General features: G+C 71.8%; 13 protein-coding genes. 5 read left to right on the forward strand and 8 right to left on the reverse strand.

The window, feature by feature from the left end; all coding sequences use genetic code 11:
* Positions 1-5: 5 nt before the first annotated feature.
* The gene (locus tag VM324_01495; protein ID HVL97952.1) at positions 6-368 is read left to right on the forward strand and encodes a protealysin inhibitor emfourin; all 363 of its coding nucleotides are present in this window, start codon (positions 6-8) and stop codon (positions 366-368) included.
* A 27-nt stretch (positions 369-395) separates the two neighbouring features.
* On the opposite strand, the gene VM324_01500 is transcribed toward VM324_01495, so the two are convergent.
* Complete coding sequence (locus VM324_01500; protein HVL97953.1) at positions 396-1,649, reverse strand: MFS transporter; 1,254 nt, start codon at positions 1,647-1,649, stop codon at positions 396-398.
* Positions 1,650-1,726: 77 nt separating this feature from the next.
* Here VM324_01500 and glgX point away from each other — a divergent pair, with 77 nt between their 5' ends.
* Positions 1,727-3,850: a glycogen debranching protein GlgX gene (glgX, locus tag VM324_01505; protein ID HVL97954.1), complete on the forward strand. Its 2,124-nt coding sequence runs from the start codon at positions 1,727-1,729 to the stop codon at positions 3,848-3,850.
* Between the two features lie 16 nt (positions 3,851-3,866).
* Positions 3,867-6,455: a malto-oligosyltrehalose synthase gene (gene treY, locus VM324_01510; protein HVL97955.1), complete on the forward strand. Its 2,589-nt coding sequence runs from the start codon at positions 3,867-3,869 to the stop codon at positions 6,453-6,455.
* A gap of 11 nt (positions 6,456-6,466) precedes the next feature.
* Here treY and VM324_01515 read toward each other — a convergent pair whose 3' ends face one another.
* From VM324_01515 to VM324_01545, 7 genes are all read right to left on the reverse strand, one after another.
* Entirely contained in the window at positions 6,467-6,790 is a 324-nt protein-coding gene (locus tag VM324_01515) for a hypothetical protein (GenBank protein ID HVL97956.1), read from the reverse strand.
* A gap of 158 nt (positions 6,791-6,948) precedes the next feature.
* Positions 6,949-8,790, reverse strand: a complete 1,842-nt coding sequence (gene treZ, locus VM324_01520; protein ID HVL97957.1) for a malto-oligosyltrehalose trehalohydrolase — start codon at positions 8,788-8,790, stop codon at positions 6,949-6,951.
* Between the two features lie 61 nt (positions 8,791-8,851).
* Complete coding sequence (locus VM324_01525; GenBank protein ID HVL97958.1) at positions 8,852-10,396, reverse strand: potassium/proton antiporter; 1,545 nt, start codon at positions 10,394-10,396, stop codon at positions 8,852-8,854.
* A gap of 33 nt (positions 10,397-10,429) precedes the next feature.
* Positions 10,430-14,023, reverse strand: coding sequence for a 1,4-alpha-glucan branching protein GlgB (glgB, locus tag VM324_01530; protein ID HVL97959.1), 3,594 nt, complete (start codon positions 14,021-14,023; stop codon positions 10,430-10,432).
* Positions 14,020-15,666, reverse strand: coding sequence for a maltose alpha-D-glucosyltransferase (gene treS / locus VM324_01535; protein ID HVL97960.1), 1,647 nt, complete (start codon positions 15,664-15,666; stop codon positions 14,020-14,022). Before treS ends, glgB begins: the two co-directional genes overlap by 4 nt.
* Before the next feature lie 19 nt (positions 15,667-15,685).
* Complete coding sequence (locus tag VM324_01540) at positions 15,686-17,635, reverse strand: alpha-1,4-glucan--maltose-1-phosphate maltosyltransferase (GenBank protein HVL97961.1); 1,950 nt, start codon at positions 17,633-17,635, stop codon at positions 15,686-15,688.
* Between the two features lie 95 nt (positions 17,636-17,730).
* Positions 17,731-18,000 (reverse strand): hypothetical protein, encoded by a 270-nt coding sequence (locus VM324_01545; GenBank protein ID HVL97962.1) that lies wholly within the window; start codon positions 17,998-18,000, stop codon positions 17,731-17,733.
* 161 nt (positions 18,001-18,161) lie between these two features.
* Here VM324_01545 and glgP point away from each other — a divergent pair, with 161 nt between their 5' ends.
* Together glgP and VM324_01555 are read left to right on the forward strand one after the other, a co-directional pair.
* On the forward strand, positions 18,162-20,732 hold the full coding sequence (gene glgP / locus VM324_01550; protein ID HVL97963.1) for an alpha-glucan family phosphorylase: 2,571 nt from the start codon (positions 18,162-18,164) through the stop codon (positions 20,730-20,732).
* Positions 20,729-22,354, forward strand: a complete 1,626-nt coding sequence (locus tag VM324_01555) for an alpha-amylase family glycosyl hydrolase (protein ID HVL97964.1) — start codon at positions 20,729-20,731, stop codon at positions 22,352-22,354. The genes glgP and VM324_01555 overlap by 4 nt, the downstream gene beginning before the upstream one ends.
* The last annotated feature ends 214 nt before the right edge of the window (positions 22,355-22,568 follow it).

A 22,568-nucleotide genomic window follows, 5' to 3' on the forward strand; every position in this document is an offset into this window, starting at 1 on the left:
GAGCGGTGCAGATCGACTTCGAGCTGCGTGGCGGGTACGGGGGGTTGTTCGCCACCAAGCCCCTCGTGCACCGCGTCGCCACGACCGACTTGCCGCCGGGGGAGCGCGAGCAGCTCGAGGACCTCGTCCGGCGGGCGGGCCTCCTCGAAGGCGGGGTCCCCCCACCGGCGTCCCCGGCCGGCGGCGCGGAGGCGGCGGCGGAACGGCCCTCCACCGGGGCACGCCGGGCCGACACGTTCACCTACCGCCTGTCCCTGCGCGGCGGCGGGCGGTCGGGGACCTACACCTACGACGACGTGACCGTCCCCCCCGCGGTGCGCCCGCTGCTCACCTGGCTGCAGAAGCGGGCCCTGTCCGCCCGCGGGTGAGGCGGGCACCGGCACCGCGGGGCCCGGCTACTCGGGCGCGGACTCCTCGAGCTCCAACCCCCGGGTCTCGGGCAGGCGGTGGTACAGCGCGGCGATCAGCACGACCGGCACGCTGATGGTCAGCGCCGCCGGCCCGAAGGCGTCGTAGGCGTCGACGAGGATGCCGAAGGCGAGGAGCCCGAGGACAGCCCCGACGATGTTGGCGGCGGCGACCCACCCCGCCGCCGTCCCCCGCTGGGACGTCGGGAACAGCTCGGCGTCGAGGGCGCCCGCCGCCGGAGCGTAGGCGGCGGCGGCGCCGATGCCCCCGACGTAGCCGAGCGCCACCCCCGCAGGCTCGCCGCTGTAGGTCAGGACCCCCGCCGCGGCGGTGAGCGCCATCGCGACGCCGGCGCTCAGTCGGCGGCCGAAGCGGTCAGCCGCCCACCGGCCGATGACCAGGCCGAGCAGGCCGGTGGGAGCCGCGGCGACGAAGAGCCACGCCATGGTCGCCGACGTCATCCCGAGGATGCGCTCGCCGTACAGGAACAGGTTCGTGTTCACCGGCCCGGTGACGAAGCCGAACCCGACATGCAGGAGGAAGAGCAGCGCGAGCCGTCCCCGCAGGTCGCGGCGGACGGCGCCGAGCCGCGGGCGGCTCGACGGCGCGCGGGCCCGCAGCCCGGCGAAGCGGCTCGGCTCGTCCAGCCAGCGACCGAGCAGGGGCACGAAAAGCAGCGGCAGCGCGGCCATGGCGAACAGGCCGCGGAATCCGTACGCGGGCGGGATGACGGTGCGCACGAGCGCGGTGAGGCCCGCGCCGAGGGCGTAGCCGGCGGTGATCAGGGCGATGGCCTTCGAGCGGTCGCTGCTGCGGGTCTCCTCGGCCGCGATGACGGTGGCGAGTGCGTTCGTCGCCGACAGCAGGGGGCGGGCGAGGGCGAACAGCGCGACGAACCACCAGAAGCTGGGGCTCGCGGCAGTGGCCAGCGTCATGAGCAGCCCGGTGCCGCAGCACCAGAGGATCACACGTCGCCGGCCGGCGCGGTCGGCGAGGCCCGCGAGCGGCAACGCCGCGAGGGACGCGAGGCGGATGAAGGCCAGGCCGGCGCCGAGGGTCGTCCCGGTGAGCCCCGCCATGTCGGCGACCGAGCCCGCCGGCTGCGGCTCACCGAACGCCGCGGCGACGTCGCCGAGCGCCACGGTCACGCCGAAGCTCGCGAACCCCGACGCGACCGACAGCCCCGCCGCGGCGAGGATGGCCGGATGCAGCCAGCCTCGGGTGCGCAGCAGCGTGGACATCGCACCTCTGTTCGTGAGTAGGACAGCGGGGTGGCACTCTACGCAATCCCGACCTGGAAGCGACAAGGAGCACAACCGTGGTCAACGTCTGGCCTGGGCATCCCTACCCCCTCGGCGCGCGCTGGGACGGTCGAGGGACGAACTTCGCGTTGTTCAGCGAGCACGCCGAGAAGGTGGAGCTCTGCCTGTTCGACCGCGCCGGGTACGAGCTGCGCATCCCCATGGCCGACCAGACCGCGTTCATCTGGCACGCGTACCTTCCGGGCATCCAACCGGGGCAGCGCTACGGCTACCGGGTGCACGGACCCTACGAGCCCGGCGCCGGGCACCGGTTCAACCCGGCGAAGCTCCTCATCGATCCGTACGCCAAGGCGATCGACGGGATGATCGACTGGAACGACGCGGTGTTCGCCTACCCGCTCGGCGGCTCCGACCTCGAGCTCAACAGGGCCGACAGCGCCCCCCACGTGCCGAAGTGCATCGTCACGAACCCCTTCTTCGACTGGGGTGACGACCGCCACCCGCGCACCCCAGAGAACCAGATGATCATCTACGAGACCCATGTGAAGGGCCTCACGATGCTCCACCCGGACGTGGAGCCGGAGCTGCGCGGCACCTACGCGGGGCTCGCGTCCCCGCCGGTCATCGACTACCTCACCTCGCTCGGCGTCACCGCCGTGGAGCTGCAGCCAGTCCACCACTTCGTCCACGACCACTTCCTCGTCGAGAAGGGGTTGCGCAACTACTGGGGCTACAACTCCATCGGGTTCCTCGCCCCGCACGCCGACTACGCCGCCCGGGGAACCCGGGGCGAGCAGCTCTACGAGTTCAAGGCGATGGTGAAAGACCTCCACGAGGCGGGCCTGGAGGTCATCCTCGACGTGGTCTACAACCACACCGCCGAGGGCAACCACGAAGGCCCCACGCTCGCGCTGCGCGGGATCGACAACCGCAGCTACTACCGGCTCGTCGATGGGGACGAGCGCTTCTACATGGACTACACGGGGACCGGCAACTCCCTCAACGTCCGCCACCCCCACGTGCTGCAGCTGATCACCGACTCCCTGCGCTACTGGGTGACGGAGATGCACGTCGACGGGTTCCGCTTCGACCTCGCATCTACGCTGGCCCGCGAGCTGCACGACGTCGACCGCCTCGCGGCCTTCTTCGACATCATCCAGCAGGACCCTGTCATCAGCCAGGTCAAGCTCATCGCGGAGCCCTGGGACGTCGGTGAAGGCGGGTACCAGGTCGGCAACTTCCCGGTGCTCTGGACCGAGTGGAACGGCAAGTACCGTGACACCGTTCGCGACTACTGGCGCGGCCACACCTGGGGCGTCGGGGAGCTCGCGTCGCGCCTGACCGGTTCGAGCGACCTCTACGCCCACAACGGGCGGCGGCCGTACGCGTCGATCAACTTCGTCACCGCCCACGACGGGTTCACGTTGCGGGACCTCGTGAGCTACAACGAAAAGCACAACGAGGCGAACCTCGACGACAACTCGAGCGGGGAGGACCACAACCGCTCGTGGAACTGCGGTGTCGAGGGCAAGACCGACGACCCGAAGGTGCTCGCGCTGCGCGACCGTCAGCAGCGCAACTTCCTCGCCACCCTCTTCCTGTCGCAGGGGGTGCCCATGCTGCTCGGCGGCGACGAGTTCAGCCGCACGCAGCAGGGCAACAACAACACCTACTGCCAGGACAACGAGCTGTCCTGGTACCACTGGGAGTGGGACGACCAGCAGCGCTCGCTGCAGGCCTTCACCCGGTTCCTCATCGGCTTGCGCAAGCGTCATCCGGTCTTCCGCCGCCAGCAGTACTTCCGGGGCGAGGAGCGCGGGGGCATCAGCGACCTCGACTGGCTGAAGCGGGACGGGTCGGAGATGGCGGTCGAGGACTGGTACGAGGGCGAGCTGCAGGCGCTCATGTTCTTCCTCAACGGCCGGGCGATCCCCACCCGTGACGAGCGCGGGCGACGGGTGGTCGACGACAGTTTCCTCGTCCTCATGAACGCGAGCGCGGACGACCTGGCGTTCACGGTGCCCTCGGAGGCGTACGGCAAGCGCTGGAGCGTCGTGTTCAACACCGCCCGGCCGCAGCTGCGGGAGGGCGACGCGCACCGCGACGCCGGGGAGAAGCTCGACCTGGCGTCGCGCTCGATGAAGCTCATGCGCCGCCTCGACGACGCGCGGGACGACTGACGGCTCCGGGCTGCCGATGACCGTCACGCCACGCGCCACCTACCGCCTCCAGCTCGGCACCGACCTCGACTTCGCCGCGGCCGGGGAGCTCGTCGACTACCTCGCGGCCCTCGGCGCGTCGCACCTCTACCTGTCGCCCCTTCTCGCGGCCGCGGCGGGCAGCGCCCACGGCTACGACGTCGCCGACCCGACCCGGGTCTCCGACGTCCTCGGGGGTGAGGAGGGGCTCCGCGCGCTGTCCGACCGCGCCCGCGCGGCAGGGCTCGGCCTCGTCGTCGACATCGTCCCCAACCACGTCGGCGTCGGCCCCGACAACCCCCTGTGGGAGGCGCTCCTCGCGGAGGGGCAGTCGGGCCCGGCCGGCCGCACGTTCGACGTGGACTGGGCAACGCCGCTGCCCGGGGCGGCGGGCAAGATCCTGCTGCCCGTCCTGGGCGAGCAGTACGGCGCCGTCCTCTACGCCGGCGAGCTCGAGGTGGTCGACGCCGACGGTGAATGGCGGCTGCGCTACTACGATCACGACTTCCCCCTGTCACCGGAGGCTCAGGAAGCCCTGGACCGCTCGGGAGACGGTGAGCTGCTCGCTGGTACCCCCGGCGAGCCGGCGACGTGGACGCGCCTGCACGCGCTGCTCGAATCGCAGCACTACCGCCTCGTCCACTGGCGAGTGGGTGACCGTCTGCTGAACTACCGGCGTTTCTTCGCCATCAACGAGCTCGCCGCGGTGCGGGTCGAGGACCCGGCGGTCTTCGAGGCCACCCACGAGAAGGTGCTCGCGCTCGTGGGGGAGGGCGTCGTCGAGGGGCTCCGCGTCGACCATCCCGACGGGTTGCGCGACCCTGCCCGGTACCTCGAGCGGCTCGCCGAGCGGACCGGCGGCGCATGGATCGTCGTCGAGAAGATCCGCGAGCGCGGCGAGCCCCTGCCGGACTGGCCGGTGGCGGGTACAACCGGCTACGAGTTCGCCAACGACGCGCTCGGGCTGTTCGTCGACGGGGGGGCCGAGGCGGTCCTCGACGCGCTCGACGCCGAGTTCGGCGCGGCCGCGGTCCCGTACACCGCACAGGCGTGGGCGGCCAAGCGCGAGAAGCTCGCGACCGACCTGCAGGCCGACCTCCGCCGGCTCGGCCGCGTCCTCTGGCGGGTGACCCAGGAGCACCCCGAGGTTCGTGACGTCGACGACGCCCTGTGCCGTGCGGCCCTCGCCGACGTCATCGTCGCGATGGATGTCTACCGCAGCTACGTCGACCCTCGGACCGGACAGGCGAGCGCCGACGACGTCGCGCGCGTGCGGGGCGCGGTCGATCGAGCCCGCGGCTTCGGGCACGCCCCCGCCTTCCTCTACGGGTTCCTCGCCGACGTCCTGATCGGACGCGCCGGCACGACGCCGGATCATCTCGAGGTCCTCGGCCGGTTCCCGCAGCTGTCGGGTGCGGTCATGGCCAAAGGGGTGGAGGACACGGTCTTCTACCGCTACGTACGGCTCTCGGCGGTCAACGAGGTCGGCGGGGACCCCGGCGAGCTCGGGCTCAGCGTCGCGGGCTTCCACGGCGCGAATGCCGAGCGCGCACGCTGCCATCCCACCGGGATGCTCACCACGTCGACCCACGACACGAAGCGGGGGGAGGACGTGCGACTGCGGATCGCGGCGCTGTCGGAGCTGGTCGAGGTCTGGGAGCGTGAGGTCCGGCGGTGGCGGGAGCTCAACGCCGGCTGCGTCGCGTCGACTCGCGCCGGTCCCGCCCCCGATCCTCAGACCGAGTACCTTCTGTACCAGACGCTGGTCGGCGTATGGCCGATCGAGCGCAGCGGGGTCACCGGGCCCGACCTCGTGGAGCGCGTCGGCGACTACGCGGTGAAGGCCGCACGTGAGGCCGGCCGGCGCACGACCTGGACGAACGCCGACGAGGCGTTCGAGCAGGGTGTGCGGGCCTTCGTCGCAGCGGTCCTCGACACGGAGAGGTCCCCGGCCTTCGTCGAGGGGCTTGCCGCCGTCGCCGGCCGGGCGGCGGAGATAGGGATGGTGTCCGGGCTCGGGCAGACCCTCCTGCGCTGCACTTCACCCGGCGTGCCCGACACCTACCAGGGCAACGAGCTGTGGGACGACAGCCTCGTCGACCCCGACAACCGCCGACCCGTCGACTTCGCGCTGCGCAGGCGGCTCCTCGCCGCGCTCGACGGCGGCGCTGACCCGTCCGAGCTCCTGCGTGAGCGCCGGGACGGCCGGGTGAAGCTCTGGGTGCTGTCGCGGGCGCTGCGGGCCCGGCGCGAGCACCTTGCGGCTGTCGGCGCGGATGGGGCGTACGTGCCGCTGGTCGTGTCCGGCCGGTGGGCCGACCACGTCGTCGCCTACGCGCGGGTCGCACCGGACGGCGACGCCCTGCTGGTCGTGGTCCCCCGGCTTCCGGGCCACGTCATGGGTGAGGGCGGCCAGCCGCCCACCGGCGCCATTTGGGACGACACGAACGTGGAGCTCGGCGAGGACCTGCAGGCCCGGCGCTGGACGAGCTTGCTGACCGACGAGCGCCACGGTCCGAGCACGCTGCTCGCCGTCTCCTCCGCGTGCGCGACCCTACCCCTCGCCCTGCTCGCGGCCGAGCGCTAACGGCTGATCGTCTAGGGGCGACCGATCTCGCGGGTCGCGTCGGAGCGGTTGCCGAGCTTGGCCAGGCCACGGCTGATCACGTAGGCCATGACGGCCCAGGTCGCGAAGCGCCAGCCGTCGGCGCGGGGCAGCGCGTCGCCGTCGACGTAGGCGGCGAGCAAGACGAAGACGACGAGGATGACGGTCATCCAGAACTCCGTCGTCTTGATCGCCGCGCGGACGGGCCCACCGCCGCCGGGCTTGGGGATTCGGACCGTGAACTCCTCGCGGTGGCCGGTGGACGGCCGCCCGCCGGGAGCCGGCCGGTCGATGGGGTTGGTGTGGGTGTCGCTCATCTCGCCCTCCCTCGTGCCCCCGGATTGCCTATCCAGAGCGATGCTATTCCACAGAAGGGGCGCTCCTAATCGAGCTCGGTGGAGTGCGGCTTCAACCAGCCCTGCGTCACCGGACAGGGCAGCGCGCGTCTTTGAGCCCGGGTCGGGTGGACCGGAAACTACCCGGCGGCGACGCGCTGCCACAGGGCCGCGGCGGTGGGGCCGACCGTGAGGCTGCCGGTCACGGCTCCTGACCCGGAAGCCTCACCGTCGCCGTCGTAGCGGGCGTCGTCGGTGTCGAGCAGGCGGCGCCAGGTGCCGTCGGGGACCGGCAGCCTCACCGGCTCGGATCCGAGGTTCGCGGCCAGCAGGGCCGGTGCGCCGCGGGGATCCCCGCGGACGACGAGGAGCTGCTCGTCGGTGGACCGGAGCACCTCGACGAGGTCGCGCCGGCCGTTGCCGAGCGCCGGCACGGTGCGCCGCAGGTGCAGCAGGTCCGACCACAGTGCGCGCCGGGCATGCCCCGCGGGGGTAGTGGCGGCGCTCCAGTCGAGCACGCTCGCGTCCCGGGTCGCGGCGTCCTGCGGGTCCGGCACATCGGTTCCGGCGAAGGCGGCGAAGGCGGCGAACTCCTCCACGCGGCCCTTGCGGACGGCCTCGGCGAGCTCCGGCTCGGGATGGCTGGTGAAGTACTGGAACGGGCGGGTCTCGCCGTACTCCTCACCCATGAACAACATCGGCGTGGTCGGCGAGGCGCAGAGCAGGACGACGGCGACGCGCACGCGGGCGGGCTCGACGAGGGTCGTCAACCGGTCTCCCGCCGCGCGGTTGCCGACCTGGTCGTGGTTCTGCACGCAGGTCACCAGCCGGTGCCCCGGGACGTCGCCGAGGGGTGCGCCGACGGTGCGTTCGCGGTACCGGGAGTAGCGACCGTCGAACAGGAAGCCCCGCCGGTACGCGCGGGCGACGTCGGGCAGCCCCGAGTAGTCGGTGTAGTAGCCCTCGTGCTCGCCGGTGACCGCGGTGTGGATGGCGTGGTGCAGGTCGTCTGCCCACTGCCCGTGCATCCCCTGGCCGCCGGCCTCGCGTGGCCGGACGGTCGCCGGGTCGGCGCGGTCGGACTCGGCGATGAGCTGGCGTGGGCGCCCGGTGGCGACCTCGAGCGCGTCCACCGCGGCCGACAGCTCGCTCAGGATGTGGACCGCGGAGTTGTCGACGAGGCCGTGCACGGCGTCCAGGCGCAGCGCGTCGACGTGGTAGTCGGCGAGCCAGGAGAGCGCGTTGTCGACGATGAACGCGCGGACGGGGTCGCTGCCCGGACCGTCGAGGTTGAGTGCGTCCCCCCACGGGGTCGTGTAGTGACCGGTGAGGTAGGGACCGAAGTCGGGCAGGTAGTTGCCCGACGGGCCGAGGTGGTTGTAGACGACGTCGAGGACGACGGCGAGCCCGGCGGCGTGCGCCGCGTCGACGAAGCGCGCGAAGCCGGCGGGGCCGCCGTAGGGCTCGTGGACGGCGTACCACGCGACCCCGTCGTAGCCCCACCCGCGTTCGCCGTTGTAGGCGTTGACCGGCATGACCTCGACGTGGGTGACGCCGAGTTCGGCCAGCGCGGGCAGGCGGGCCTCCGCCGCCTCGAAGGTTCCCTCGGGGGCGAAGGTGCCGACGTGGAGCTCGTAGACGACCGCGGCGGACAGCGGTGGCGCACGCCAGCCGTCGTCCGTCCAAGTGAACCGGCGGGGGTCGAGGACGCGGGCCGCCTCGTGCACACCGTGCGGCAGCCAGCGGCTCGCGGGGTCGGGACGGGGCGGTCCGCCGTCGAGGCTGAAGCGGTAGGGCTGGCCGTGCGTGGCGTCCACGCGCAGGGCGAACCAGCCGTCGCCGCCGGGCTCCATCGGCGCCGTCGTGGCGTCGCGGAGCAGCGCCACGTGGTCGGCGTGCGGGGCCCACACGCGAAAGGTCGTGCTGCCGTCGTCGTGGGGCAGCGCTCCGTGTCGGGGGGCGTGGATGTCGGGCTCCTTGATGAGGGTTCTCGGGGGGGCTTACCCGGTCAGCGGTCCTCGGAACGCCGCCTGGAGGCACCGGCTAGCGGCGGCCGTGGCGTTCGCGGCGTTTGCGGAACCGGTCCGGCGGGACACCGGTCCGCACGTGCTCGGGTGTGCGGGTGGTCTCGCCGCGTGCCCATGCCACGATGGCCTCCGTCGCGTCGGTCTCCGCCGCTTGCCGCGAGGCGGCCACAAGCGCCTGGTCGCCCGGGCGCAGACGCGTGTCCCCGCGCGGCACGATGGCCCGGTGGCCACGCACGAGCGCCGTGAGCAGCATCCCGGCTGGCAGCGGCACGTCGCGCAGGCGCTTGCCGCTCACGAACAGGTCGTCGGTGATGTCCACCTCGATGAGGTCCGCGTCGACGCCCTCCAGCGGGAGCGCCTCGGCGACCGGAGCCCACACCCGTGCGCCCTCGACGAGGCCCAGCAGGCGTGCCACCGGCCCCACTGTGGCGCCCTGGACCGCCGTCGAGACCAGCACGACGAAGAAGACGATGTTGAACACCGCCGCGCCTTCGGGGTAGCCCGCGGTGAGCGCGAAGGTGGCGAGCACGATCGGCACCGCCCCCCGCAACCCCGCCCAGGCGACGAGGGCCTGTTCTCGCCAGCTGAACCGCTGGCCGAGCAGGCACAGCACGACGGCCAACGGCCGGGCGAAGACGATGAGAATGCCGGTGATGGCCAGCGCCGGCAGGACGACGGGGGGCAGCTGGGCGGGGAAGACGAGGAGGCCGAGCACGAGGAACAGCGTGATCTCGGCGAGGTTCGCGAGCCCTTCGTGGAACAGGCGGATCCCGCGCCGGTGGCGGGGTACCCGCATACCGACGATCACCCCGGCGACGTACACCGCGAGGAAGCCCGACGCGCCGATCTCCGCGGCGGCGCCATAGGTCAGGCCGGCGAGCCCGAGGGCGAGGATGGGGAAAAGGCTCTCGCCGCTGAGGTCGAGGAAGCGGAGGGCGGCGCTGCCGAGCCAGCCGCCGACGAGGCCGACAGCCAGGCCTCCGGCAAGCTGGGCACCCAAGAAAGCGGCCCACTCGAGCGTCGTGGGCTGCGCCACCCAGGCCTGGAGGACGCCGATGGTGAGGACGATCGCGACCGGGTCGTTCGTTCCCGATTCGACCTCCAGAAGCGACATGATCCGGCGCGGCAGGGGCGCCTTGCGCAAGACCGCGAAGACCGCCGCGGCGTCCGTCGATGACACGACCGCGCCGATGAGCGCGGCGGTCAGCGGCGTCGTGCCGAACACGGCCCATACTGCGGCCGCCGTCACGGCGGCGGTGATCACCACGCCGAGCGTGGCGAGGAGCAGCCCTGGCAGGGCTGCGCGCCGCAGGTCGGTCGGCTTCGTCGTCAGTCCCCCGGCGAACAGGATGACGAGGAGGGCCACGATCGCGACGTGCTGGGCGATCTGCGGCTCGTCGAGCTCGATCCAGCCGAGACCGCCGATCAGCATGCCGAGGGCGAGGAAGAGGATCAACCCCGGCACGCGGAGCCGCGCGGCGAAGCCCGCGCAGAGCACCCCGCCGACGAGCAGTGCCGCCGCGACCAGGACGCCGGGATCGGTCAGCAGGTCGGTGGCCACGCCGCGAAGGTAGCCCACGGGTGGCCGCGCAGGTCAGTGGGGCCGCAGCCAGAGCGTGGCGAGTGGGGGAACGGTGACGACCGCCGACGCGGGCATTCCGTGCCACGGCACGTCCTCGGCGAGCACCGTGCCGAGGTTGCCGACGTTGCTGCCGGCATACCGCTCAGCGTCGGTGTTCAGCACCTCGCCGAACTCGCCCACGAACGGCATGCCGAGGCGCACACCATGGCGGGGGAGCGCCGAGAAGTTCCCGACGCAGACGAGCGGGGGGACGCCCTCGCGCCCCCAGCGCACGAACGACAGCAGGTTGTCGTCCGCGTTGTTCGCGTCGATCCACGTGAAGCCGTCCGGGTCGGTGTCGCGCTGCCAGAGGGCCGGCTGCTCGCGGTAGACGGCGTTGAGGTCGCCGACGAGGCGCTGCAACCCGGCGTGATCGGCTTCGCCGAGCAGGTACCAGTCGAGCTCGCGTTCCTCCGACCACTCCCGCCACTGGCCGAACTCGCCGCCCATGAACAGCAGCTGCTTGCCGGGGTGCGCCCACATGTAGGCGTAGAGGGCGCGGAGGTTGGCGAACTTCTGCCAGCGGTCACCGGGCATCTTGTCGAGCAGACTGCGCTTGCCGTGGACCACCTCGTCGTGGGACAGGGGGAGGATGTAGCTCTCGCTCCACGCGTAGAGCAGCCCGAACGTGAGCTGGTGGTGGTGGTAGCGGCGGTGGATCGGCTCGCGGGCGAAGTAGTCGAGCGTGTCGTGCATCCAGCCCATGTTCCACTTGAAGCCGAATCCGAGCCCGCCGAGGTGGACCGGACGCGACACGCCCGGCCATGCGGTCGACTCCTCGGCGATCATGAGCACGTCGGGGTTGCGCCCGTACACGACGCGGTTGAGCTCGGAGAGGAAGCTCACGGCTTCGAGGTTCTCCCGGCCGCCGTAGGCGTTCGGCACCCACTGCCCCTCCTCGCGGGAGTAGTCGAGGTAGAGCATCGACGCCACCGCGTCGACGCGCAGGCCGTCGACGTGGAGGTCCTCGAGCCAGAACAGAGCGTTGGCGATGAGGAAGTTGCGCACCTCGTTGCGCCCGAAGTTGAACACGAGCGTGCCCCAGTCGGGGTGCTCGCCCTGGCGGGGGTCGGCGTGCTCGTACAGGGCGGTGCCGTCGAAGCGCGCGAGCGCCCACTCGTCCTTCGGGAAGTGGGCGGGGACCCAGTCGACGATCACTCCGATGCCGCGCTGGTGCAGGTGATCGACGAGGTAGCGGAAGTCGTCGGGGTCGCCGAAGCGGGCCGTGGGAGCGAAGTAGCCGGTGACCTGGTAGCCCCAGGAGCCACCGAAGGGGTGCTCGGCCACGGGGAGCAGCTCCACGTGGGTGAAGCCGAGCTCGGTCACGTGGTCGGCGAGCGCCGGCCCCATCTCGCGGTAGCTCATCGGCTGCGCGTTGTTCCTGCGCCACGACCCGAGGTGGACCTCGTAGATCGACACCGGGCTCTCCGACGCCCGGTGCTCCCGCCGCGTCGTGAACCACTCCGCGTCACCCCACTCGTAGGTCGAGCGGTGCACACGGCTGGCGGTGCCGGGGGGGACGTCCGTGGCGAACGCGTAGGGATCGGCCCGGGTCACCAGGTCCCCCTGCGCCGTGACGATCTCGTACTTGTAGTAGGCGCCGGGGCCGACCTCCGGCACGAACAGCTCCCAGATGCCCGAGGAGCCGAGCTGGCGGAGAGGGTGGAGCCGGCCGTCCCAGCTGTTGAAGTCCCCGACGACCCGGACGCTCTGGGCCGCCGGAGCCCAGACCGCGAACGACGTGCCCGCCACGCCGTCGACCTCACCGACGTGCGCGCCCATGCGCCGCCACAGCTCCTCGTGGCGGCCCTCCCCGGCGAGATGGAGGTCGACCTCGCCGATCGTGGGCCAGAAGGCGTAGGGGTCGTACATGTCGTACGTCTGCCCGCCCGGATACGTCACCCGCAGCCTGTACGGCCCCTTGGGCGGCTCGGCCAGGAGCGCCTCGAAGAAGCCGGCGTCGTCCCGGCGTTCCGCCTCGACCGGGTCGACGCCCTCGACGTGCACCTCGACTCGTTCCGCGTCGGGACGCCACACGCGGACGGCGGCACCCTCGTCCACATCGTGGATGCCGAGCACACGGTGCGGGTCGCGGTGGGTGCCGGCGACGACCGCCTCGACGTCGGCGGGGTCGGCGTGCCAGTCGGTGGGGGTACGCGACGCGCGGGCTTGTGCCATAGCAAGACTCCTACCCGCTGACGGCCGGTCCAGCACACGCAGGATGCCCCCCACGGGGATCGCCACCCACGTCGGACGGTTGGCGAGCTCGTAGCCCAGCTCGTAGACCGCCTTGTCGAGCTCGAAGGCGGCGAGCTGCGCCCGGAGCGAGGACTCCGGGGGCAGCAGTCGCTGGTGGTCGACGGTGGCGAGGTAGCCGGTGAGGAACTGCTCGCGGGCCGCGTCGCGCCATGCTGCCGCCTGCGGTGCGAGCGGCTCGGCGACGCCGGCCGCGGCGGCGGCGTAGTCGAAGGAGCGCAGCATTCCGGCCACGTCGCGCAGGGGCGCGCTCGGAGCGCGCCGCTCCGCGAGCGAGCGGACCGGCTCCCCCTCGAAGTCGAGGATCTTCCAGCCGCCGGCGGGGTCGCGGAGGACCTGGCCGAGGTGCAGGTCGCCGTGGATGCGCACGGCCGCCCCGGCGGCGGTTGCCGGCCCGAGGTCGCCGAGGCGGTGCAGGAGCTCCTCGCGGCGCTCCAGCACGGGCGCCGTGGCCCCCGGGGCGAGGCGGGCGGCCGTGGCGAGCACGTCCTCGGCCTGCCGGCGCATCGTCGCGGTCCACGCGGCGGCGTCCCCGGCGGAGCGGCCGGCCCCGAAGGCGTCGGCCAGGGCGCCGTGCATACCGGCGATCGCGGCACCGAGGTCGGTGAGCGTCGGCAGGAACAACGAGGTGGACGGGTCGGCGCGGCGCGCCACGTCGGTGACCGCGAGGTCCCATCCCTCCTGGCCGCCGGCCACGAAGTCGGACAGCACACCGAGCGCCGTGCTCCCGCCGGGACCGACGAGCTCGATTGCGCCGTGCTGGCGGGGCACGGCGGTGAAACCCCGCTCGGTGAGGGCGCGCGTCACCTCCACGTCGGGGTTCACGCCAAGCTCGACCCGCCGGAAGATCTTCAGGATGTACCCCGTGCCGAACACGACGGAGGTGTTCGACTGCTCCGCCGCCATCCGGCGGGGCGCGCCGAGCGTGAGCCGGGTGCGGTCGACGGGGCGACCGACGATGGTGGCACCGGCGTCGGTCGGGTGCTCGGCCGCGGACACCGCGAGCTCCCCGAGCAGCGCCGCGGCCGGGGGCACCGCCGTGGCGTCGGCCAGCCCGGTGCCGTCCAGGACGAGGTGCTCGGGGGTGTCGGGGAGGGGTTCGGCGAGCGGGACGTGATAGCGCTCGACGTGCTCGTCGCCGAAGTGCACGTCGACGAGCACGTCGAGCATCTGCGTTCCCTCACGTTCGAGCACGGCCGCGTCGGCGAGCCCGACGGTCCGCAGGACGCGGGCCTTGCCTGCGAACCACCGCTGGACCGGCAGCCACGCCGCGAGCGCGGCGGCCAGCCCCTCGGCCTCGGCAGGCGTCACGAGCCCGGCTCCTCCACGAGCTGGAACCAGTAGAAGCCGTGCGGGCCGAGGGTGAGGAGGTAGGGCAGGTCACCGATGGGCGGGAAGTGGGTACCCCCGAGCAGCTCCACCGGCACACGACCGTTGAAGCGCGACAGGTCGAGCTCGACGGGCTGGGCGGTGGCGGACAGGTTCGCCACGACGAGGATGGTGTCGTCTCCGGACTCCCGGAGGAAGCCGAGCACCTTGTCGTTGGAGGACTTCAAGGTCGTGAACAGGCCGACGCCGAAGACGGGGTGCTGCTTGCGGACGTTCACGAGGTTGCGGACCCAGTGCAGCAGCGAGTTCGGGTGGCGCTGCTGCGCCTCGACGTTCACCGCGGGGTAGCCGTACACGGGGTCGAGCACCGGTGGGGCGTAGAGGGCCGCGAAGTCCGCGCGGGAGAAGCCGGCGTTGCGGTCGGGGTTCCACTGCATGGGCGTGCGCACGCCGTCGCGGTCGCCGAGATAGATGTTGTCGCCCATCCCGATCTCGTCGCCGTAGTACATGATCGGACTGCCCGGCAGGCTGAACAGCAGCGCGTGGAACAGCTCGATGGGACGCCGGCCGTTGTCGAGGAGGGGAGCGAGCCGGCGGCGGATCCCGACGTTCATCTTCATCCGGGGGTCGCGGGCGTACTCGCTGTACATGTAGTCCCGCTCCTCGTCGGTGACCATCTCGAGCGTGAGCTCGTCGTGGTTGCGCAGGAAGATCCCCCACTGGCAGTTCTCGGGGATCTCCGGGGTGGACTCCATGATCTCGACGATCGGCCTGGCCTCCTCCCGGCGCAGGGCCATGAACATGCGCGGCATGACGGGGAAGTGGAACGCCATGTGGCACTCGTCGCCGTCACCGAAGTAGTCGACGACGTCCGCGGGCCACTGGTTCGCCTCGGCGAGCAGGACCCGGTCCTCGTACTCGGCGTCGACGACCTTGCGCAGGCGCTTGAGATAGGCGTGGGTCTCCGGCAGGTTCTCGCAGTTCGTCCCCTCGCGCTCGAACAGGTAGGGCACGGCGTCGAGTCGCAGGCCGTCGAAGCCCAGCCGCAGCCAGAACCGCACGACGTCGAGCATCGCCTCCTGCACGTCGGGGTTGTCGTAGTTGAGGTCGGGCTGGTGGCTGAAGAAGCGGTGCCAGTAGTACGCGCCGGCTTCGTGGTCCCACGTCCAGTTCGAGTGCTCCGTGTCCACGAAGATGATGCGCGCGTCGCGGTAGCGCTCATCGGTGTCGCTCCACACGTACCAGTCGCGCTTGTCCGACCCCGGCTGGCGCGACTCCTGGAACCACTGGTGCTGGTCGCTCGTGTGGTTCATCACCATGTCGGCGATGACGCGGATTCCGCGGGAGTGAGCGGACTCGAGCAGCTCGCGGACGTCGTCGACCGTGCCGTACTCGGGCAGCACGGCGTAGAAGTCAGCGATGTCGTAGCCTCCGTCGCGGAGAGGGGAGTCGTAGAACGGCAGGAGCCAGATGCAGTCGATCCCGAGCCACTCGATGTAGTCGAGGCGCTCGATGAGACCGCGGATGTCCCCGGTGCCGTCGTGGTTCGAGTCGTTGAAGCCACGGATGAGCGCCTCGTAGAAGAGCGCGGTCTTGTACCAGAGCGGATCTGGTTGCACGGTCACCCTGTGATCCTCGCCTGACTCAGAGCGGACGCAGCCGCAGGACGTGGGCGGACTCGACGGTCGGGTCGAGCTGCACGAAGTTGTCGGGGCCGTGCCAGATGTAGGCCGTGTCGGTCATGAGGTCGTGAGCCTCGAACGGCCCGGCGTGCTCGAGCCCGAGCTGCCAGAGGTCGAGCCAGGTCCAGCCGGCCTGGGTGTTGTGCGGGTCGAGGTTCACCACGACGAGCACCGCTCCCTGACGCTCGTCCTCCACCTTCGAGAAGCACAGCAGGGCGTCGTTGTCGATGTGGTGGAACCAGATGTTGCGGAGCTCGGCGAACGCGGGGTGCGCTCGGCGTATGCGGTTGACCCTCGCGATGTAGGGCGCCAGGGAGTCGGCGCGGTCCCAGTCGCGCGGGCGGAAGCGGTACTTCTCCGACTCGAAGTACTCCTCGCTGCCCGGCTCGAGCGGCTCAGCCTCGCAGAGCTCGTAACCCGAGTAGATCCCGTACGCAGGGGACAGCAGCGCGGCGAGCACGAGGCGGAGCTTGAAGGCGGCGCGGCCACCGGTCTGGAGGAACTCGGTGAGGATGTCGGGCGTGTTCGGCCAGAAGTTCGGGCGGTAGTAGTCGGCCATGTCGGTGTGGGCGAGCTCGCTCACGTAGGTGGTGAGCTCGTGCTTGGTGTTGCGCCACGCGAAGTAGGTGTAGCTCTGGCTGAACCCGAGCTTCGCGAGCGTCTGCATCATCTTCGGGCGGGTGAACGCCTCCGCGAGGAACAGGACCTCGGGATGCTCGGCGTGGATCTCCGCGATGACCCACTCCCAGAATCGCAGGGACTTCGTGTGGGGGTTGTCGACGCGGAAGATGCGCACGCCATGCGCGATCCAGTGGTCGAGCACGCGCTTGAGCTCGGCCCACAGCGCTTCCCAGTCCTGCGTGTCGAAGTTGATCGGGTAGATGTCCTGGTACTTCTTGGGCGGGTTCTCGGCGTACTGGATCGTCCCGTCCGGCCGGTGCTTGAACCACTCGGGATGCTCGGTCACCCATGGGTGGTCCGGTGAGCACTGGATGGCGTAGTCGAGGGCGATCTCGAGGCCGTGGCCGTCAGCCTCGGCCACGAAGGCGTCGAAGTCCTCGATCGTGCCCAGGTCGGGGTGGACGGCGTCGTGGCCGCCATCGGGGCTGCCGATCGCCCAGGGGACTCCGGGGTCGTCGGGGCCGGGCCGCAGGTCGTGGGGCCCGCCGCGTCCCTTGCGGTTCGTGCGGCCGATCGGGTGGATCGGCGGGAGGTAGACGACGTCGAAGCCCATCCCGTCGATGGCCGGGAGGCGCTTGGCCGCCTCGGCGAACGTGCCGCTGCGCTTCTCCGTGGCCCCTTCTGACCGGGGGAACATCTCGTACCAGGCACCGAACCTCGCAGCCGGGCGGTCCACCCACACGCTGAGCTCCGGTTTGCTCATGGAGGCGTCGAGGCGCTCGGGATGGCGTTCGAGCAGGGCGAGCAGGTCGGCGTCGCCCGCACGGGTCACGCGCTCGACGAGGCTGCGGCCGCTGCGCAGCACCGCGACGGTCTCGTCGAGCAGTTCCGCGAGCGCCTTCGACACCTTCGCCCGGCGGCGCTCGAGCAGCTGCGCGCCCTCCTCCATGTCGGCGTCGAGGTCGGTCTGGCCTGCCGCGTGCTTCTTCCTGACCCCGTCCAGCCAGGTCGCGTAGTAGTCCGTCCACCCCATCACCTGGTAGCGCCAGGTGCCCATGCGATCCACGGGGAAGCGGCCGTACCAGCGGTCGTTCGTGTCGAGGCGCGCGGGTGCCTCACGCCAGCGGACGTCGTCGGGTCCGCGGTAGCGCACCGCGACGGCGATCTTCTCGTGGCCTTCGCGGAAGACGTCCGCGCCGACGACGACCTTGTCGCCGACCACCGCCTTCGCGGGGTACCGCCCGCAGTCCACCGACGGACTGACGTGCTGGATCTCGACACGCCCTTTCACCAGCCGCCCCCTTCGTGGCTCGCCAACCCCTGGGTCCTACCCGGGTGTGCAGACCCTATACGTGGAGGGGCGGAGGCCGCCCGGACGCGGCCGGTTCAGGCGGCCGGCGGAATCGGCCTCGACGGGCTCGTTCTGCCCGTGCTGAGCGCGGCGGTGAGGACGCGGATGCGCCCCCGAGCCGCGAGAACGTCGACGTCGTTGACGGCGAGGCCGAGGCGCTCGGCGATCTCGGCGGGGGGAAGCCCGGCTGCGACGAGGCGCAGGACGTCCTTGCTCGAGCTCTCGGGGACGACGGCGAGGAGCTCCTCCACCGCCTCCCATGCGACCACGAGGTCTGCGGGGTCCTCCGTGCGCGGGTGGTGCATCCCCCAAGGGTAGGGCCCCTCGGGCGCCTGCGTCGAGTGGCGCTGGTCCGCCCGGTCGGGACGGCGTCGCAGGGCGACGGGGTGGCCCTGGCGGGATTCGACGTTCGCGGCCGGCGGTACAGTGCAGGCTTCCCCGTTCCCTGGTGAAAGAACGACGCACGGTGATCAAAGCACTCCGCACCTTCCGGGTGCGCCCGTCGTTGCCCGCCGAGCTCGAGCCGCTCGGGGTGCTCGCGAGCAACCTGCGGTGGGCCTGGCATCCGCCCACGCAGGAGATGTTCCGCTGGGCCGACGCGAACGTCTGGGAGGCGGTCGGCGGCAACCCCGTCGAGCTGCTCGGCCGGCTGTCGCCCAAGCGGCTCGCGGGCCTTGCCGGCGATGCGGCGTTCGTCTCCCGCGTCGCGGAGCTGCACGCCGACCTCCGGCGGTACATCACCCAGCCGCGATGGGCGCAGTCACAGCCGACGCCGCCGCCCCGCATCGCCTACTTCTCGCCGGAGTTCGGTCTGTCGCACGCCATGCAGACGTACTCGGGTGGCCTCGGCGTCCTCGCCGGGGACCACCTGAAGGCAGCGAGCGACCTGGGACTCGACCTCGTCGCCGTGGGGCTGCTCTACCGCCACGGCTACTTCCGCCAGCATCTCGACGCCGACGGCTGGCAGCAGGAGCGCTACCCCGACCTGAACCCCTACCGCCTGCCGCTGCGCCGGCTCGAACGGGGAGAGGAGCCGGCGGTGGTCGAGGTGGAGCTCGGCGCCAACACCGTCGCCTGCCAGGTGTGGCTGGCGGACGTCGGACGGGTGCGCCTGCTGCTGCTCGACACCGACCTGCCCACGAACGCCCCCCACGACCGCACGGTCACCGACAAGCTCTACGGCGGCGACGTCGAGCACCGCCTGCGCCAGGAGATCGTCCTCGGGATCGGCGGCGTGCGGGCGCTCGACCTCGCCCGTTCGCTCGGTGAGGCGGCCGAGCCGCCCGAGGTGTTCCACTCCAACGAGGGGCACGCGGGGTTCCTCCAGCTCGAACGGATCCGTCGCCTCGTCACCGACGGGGGCCTCGCCTTCGACGAGGCCCTCGAGAGCGCCCGCGCGTCCGTGCTCTTCACCACCCACACCCCGGTCCCGGCCGGCATCGACGTCTTCCCCCGCGGGCTCATGGAGCGCTACTTCTCGTGGCTGGCCGCGGACTGTGGCATCGACATGGACCGGTTCATGGCCGTCGGTCAGATCGAGGGCACCCCGCCGTACTACGACTTCAACATGGCGATGATGGGCCTGCGGCTGTCCGCGCGCGCCAACGGCGTATCCGAGCTGCACGGCCGCGTCTCCCGGAGCATGTTCGGGCCACTGTGGCCGGGCATCGGCGAGGACGAGGTTCCCATCACGTCGGTCACGAACGGCGTGCACGCTGCGACCTGGGTCGGCCCTGAGATGACGGCGGTCTACGACCGCTACCTCGCGCCCGACTGGGCGCACAACCCCGACGCGTGGGAGCGGGTCACGGAGGTCGGTGACGACGTGCTGTGGCGTGCCCGCGGGCGCGCGCGCGAGCGCTTCGTCCAGCGGGTGCGCGGCTGGGTGCGTGAGCAGGCCGAGCGACGGGGGGAGGCGCCCTCGTCCGTCGCGTGGGCGGCGCAGGTGTTCGACCCCGACGCGCTGACGATCGGGTTCGCCCGGCGGTTCGCCGAGTACAAGCGGGGCACGCTGCTGCTCCGCCAGCCCGACCGCCTCCGTGCCCTGCTCACCGCCACCGACCGTCCGGTGCAGATCGTGTTCGCCGGAAAGGCGCACCCCCGCGACGACCTCGGCAAGGACATCATCCGCCAGCTCGTCCATTTCTCCGCCGACGAGGAGCTGCGTGGCCGCATCGTCTTCGTCGAGGACTACGACATGGACGTGGCGAGCGTCCTCTACCAGGGCGTCGACCTGTGGCTCAACAACCCGCGCCGGCCCCACGAGGCCTGTGGGACGTCGGGGGAGAAGGCGGTGCTGAACGGCGCACTGCACTGCTCGACGCTCGACGGCTGGTGGGACGAGATGTACGACGGTGAGAACGGCTTCGCCATCGGTGCCGCCGCGAGCCACCACGACACGAACCAGCAGGACGCCGCCGATGCGCAGGCCCTGTTCGACCTGCTCGAGCGGACGGTCGTGCCGGCCTTCTACGACCGGGCCGAGGGCCCGCTGCCACGGCGTTGGCTCGCCCGGGTCCGCCGGTCGCTCGCGACCCTCGGGCCGCGGGTCCTCGCGACGCGCATGGTCACCGAGTACACCAACGACCTCTACATCCCCATCGCCGAGCGGGCCCGCCGCCTGACGGCCGACGACCACAAGCGCGCCCGCCAGCTTGCGGCGTGGCGCTCGCACGTCGCGCGCGCGTGGCCCTCCGTCGGTGTCCGGGCGGTCGAGGGCGACCAGGGCACCGCCGGCATCGGCGACCGGCGCGAGGTGTCGGTGCTGGTGGCCCTCGGTGAGCTCACCCCCGACGACGTCCAGGTCGAGCTGCTGCACGGCCCGGTGCGGGCCGACGGAGGGCTGAAGCATCCGACCATCACGGCGATGCTCGCCGAGGGTGAGGCCGGCGGCGGCCTTCATCGCTACGGGGGCGCCTTCACGTGCAGGGTGTCGGGAGAGTACGGCTTCACCGTCCGGGTCGTGCCCGCCCACGACGACCTCATGACGTGGGCGTCCACCGGGCTCGTCGCGTGGGCGGGTGACGACAGCCCGTGACCTTCGGGCACTTCGGCGCCACACCGTGGTGGCGGTCGTCGGTGGGCTACGAGGTCTACCTGCGCTCCTTCGCCGACGCCGACGGGGACGGGGTCGGGGACCTCCGCGGGCTGCTCGGGCGGCTCGACCATCTCGCCTGGCTCGGCGTCGACGTCGTCTGGGTCACGCCCTTCTACCCGTCCCCCATGCGCGACCACGGCTACGACGTCGCCGACTACCGCGACGTCGAACCGGTCTTCGGCACCCTCGCCGACGTCGACGCGCTCGTGGCCCGCTGCCACGACCTCGGCATGCGCCTCGTCATCGACCTCGTGCCGAACCACACCTCCTCCGACCACGAGTGGTTCCGGCAGGCGCGGTCGAGCCGTGACAACCCCTACCGCGACTACTACGTCTGGCGGGACCCCGCGCCGGACGGCGGTCCTCCCAACAACTGGATCAGCAACTTCGGTGGTCCGGCGTGGACCCTCGACGAGGCGACCGGCCAGTACTGGCTCCACCTGTTCCTGCCCGACCAACCCGACCTCAACTGGGACAACCCCGCCGTCGCGGAGGAGTTCGACGGGATCCTGCGCTTCTGGCTCGAACGGGGGGTGGACGGATTCCGCATCGACGTGGCGCACGCGCTCGTGAAGCATCCCGAGCTGCTTGACAACCCCCCGGCGGCCGAGGGGTTGGGCCACGCGCTCGTCGAGGACGCGGCGACGCTCGAGCGGGTGCACGACGTCGACCAGCCCGGCGTGCTCGACGTCTACCGCCGGTGGCGCAAGGTCGTCGAGCCCTACGGCGGACTCCTGCTCGGCGAGGTGTACCTGCTCGACATCGACCGGCTCGCCCGCTACGTGCGCCACCAGGACGGGCTGCACCTGTCGTTCTGGTTCAAGCCGCTCTACCTCGACTGGGATCCCGCGGCGATCCGCGACGTGCTCGAGCACGCCGCCGCGGCGGCGCCCGGCCACCTCGCGTGGGTCCAGTCGAGCCACGACCGCGCCCGTGCGGTGACCCGGTTCGGTGGGGGCGCTGTCGGCCGTGCCCGCGCCCTCGTCTTCGCGACCCTGCTCACGGGGTTGCCGGGGGTGCCGTTCGTCTACCAGGGAGAAGAGCTCGGGCTCGAGGACGGCGAGATCGGGCCCGAGCACGCGCAGGACCCGGTCGCCCTGCGCGGGGGCCCGAACGCGAAGAGCCGTGACGGGTGCCGGACGCCGATGCCGTGGGAGCCGGGACCCGGCTACGGGTTCACGACCGCGCGACGGCCCTGGCTGCCCTTCGGCGACCGGACCGACGCCGACACCGTCGCGGTCCAGCGCGCCGACCCCGACGCGATGCTGCACCGCTACCGGACGCTCGTGCACCTGCGACGCTCGCGCACCGACCTCCACGACCGGCCCGTCGAGTGGCTCTTCGAGCGGGGACCGGTGGTCGCCTACCGTCGCGGCGACACCCTCGTCGCCGCCAACTGCGGCGACCGTCCCCACCGGACGGCGCTTCCGGAGGGGACCTGGGAGGCGGTGTTCGCCACAGACCGGCGCGGCGAGGGCCGCACGGTCGACACGGAGCTCGCCCTCGGCCCGCACGAGGCGATGGTCCTCGTCCCACGGGAGCCCGGGTCGCGCGGCGGGTAGGTTGTGCGCACCGAGAACGAGCAGGAGACGACCGCACGATGTCCGACGACAGCGCACGGCTGCTACCGGAGGAGGAGATCCTCACCTTCGACGACTACCTCGCGGCCGGCGGGGGTGAGGGGCTGCGCAACGCGCTCGAGCTGTCGCCGGAGGAGGTCGCTCAGCGGGTCCTCGACTCGGGCCTGCGCGGGCGGGGAGGGGCGGGGTTCCCGAC

The sequence above is a fragment of the Egibacteraceae bacterium genome, assembly GCA_035540635.1.
Classification (GTDB): Bacteria; Actinomycetota; Nitriliruptoria; order Euzebyales; family Egibacteraceae; genus DATLGH01.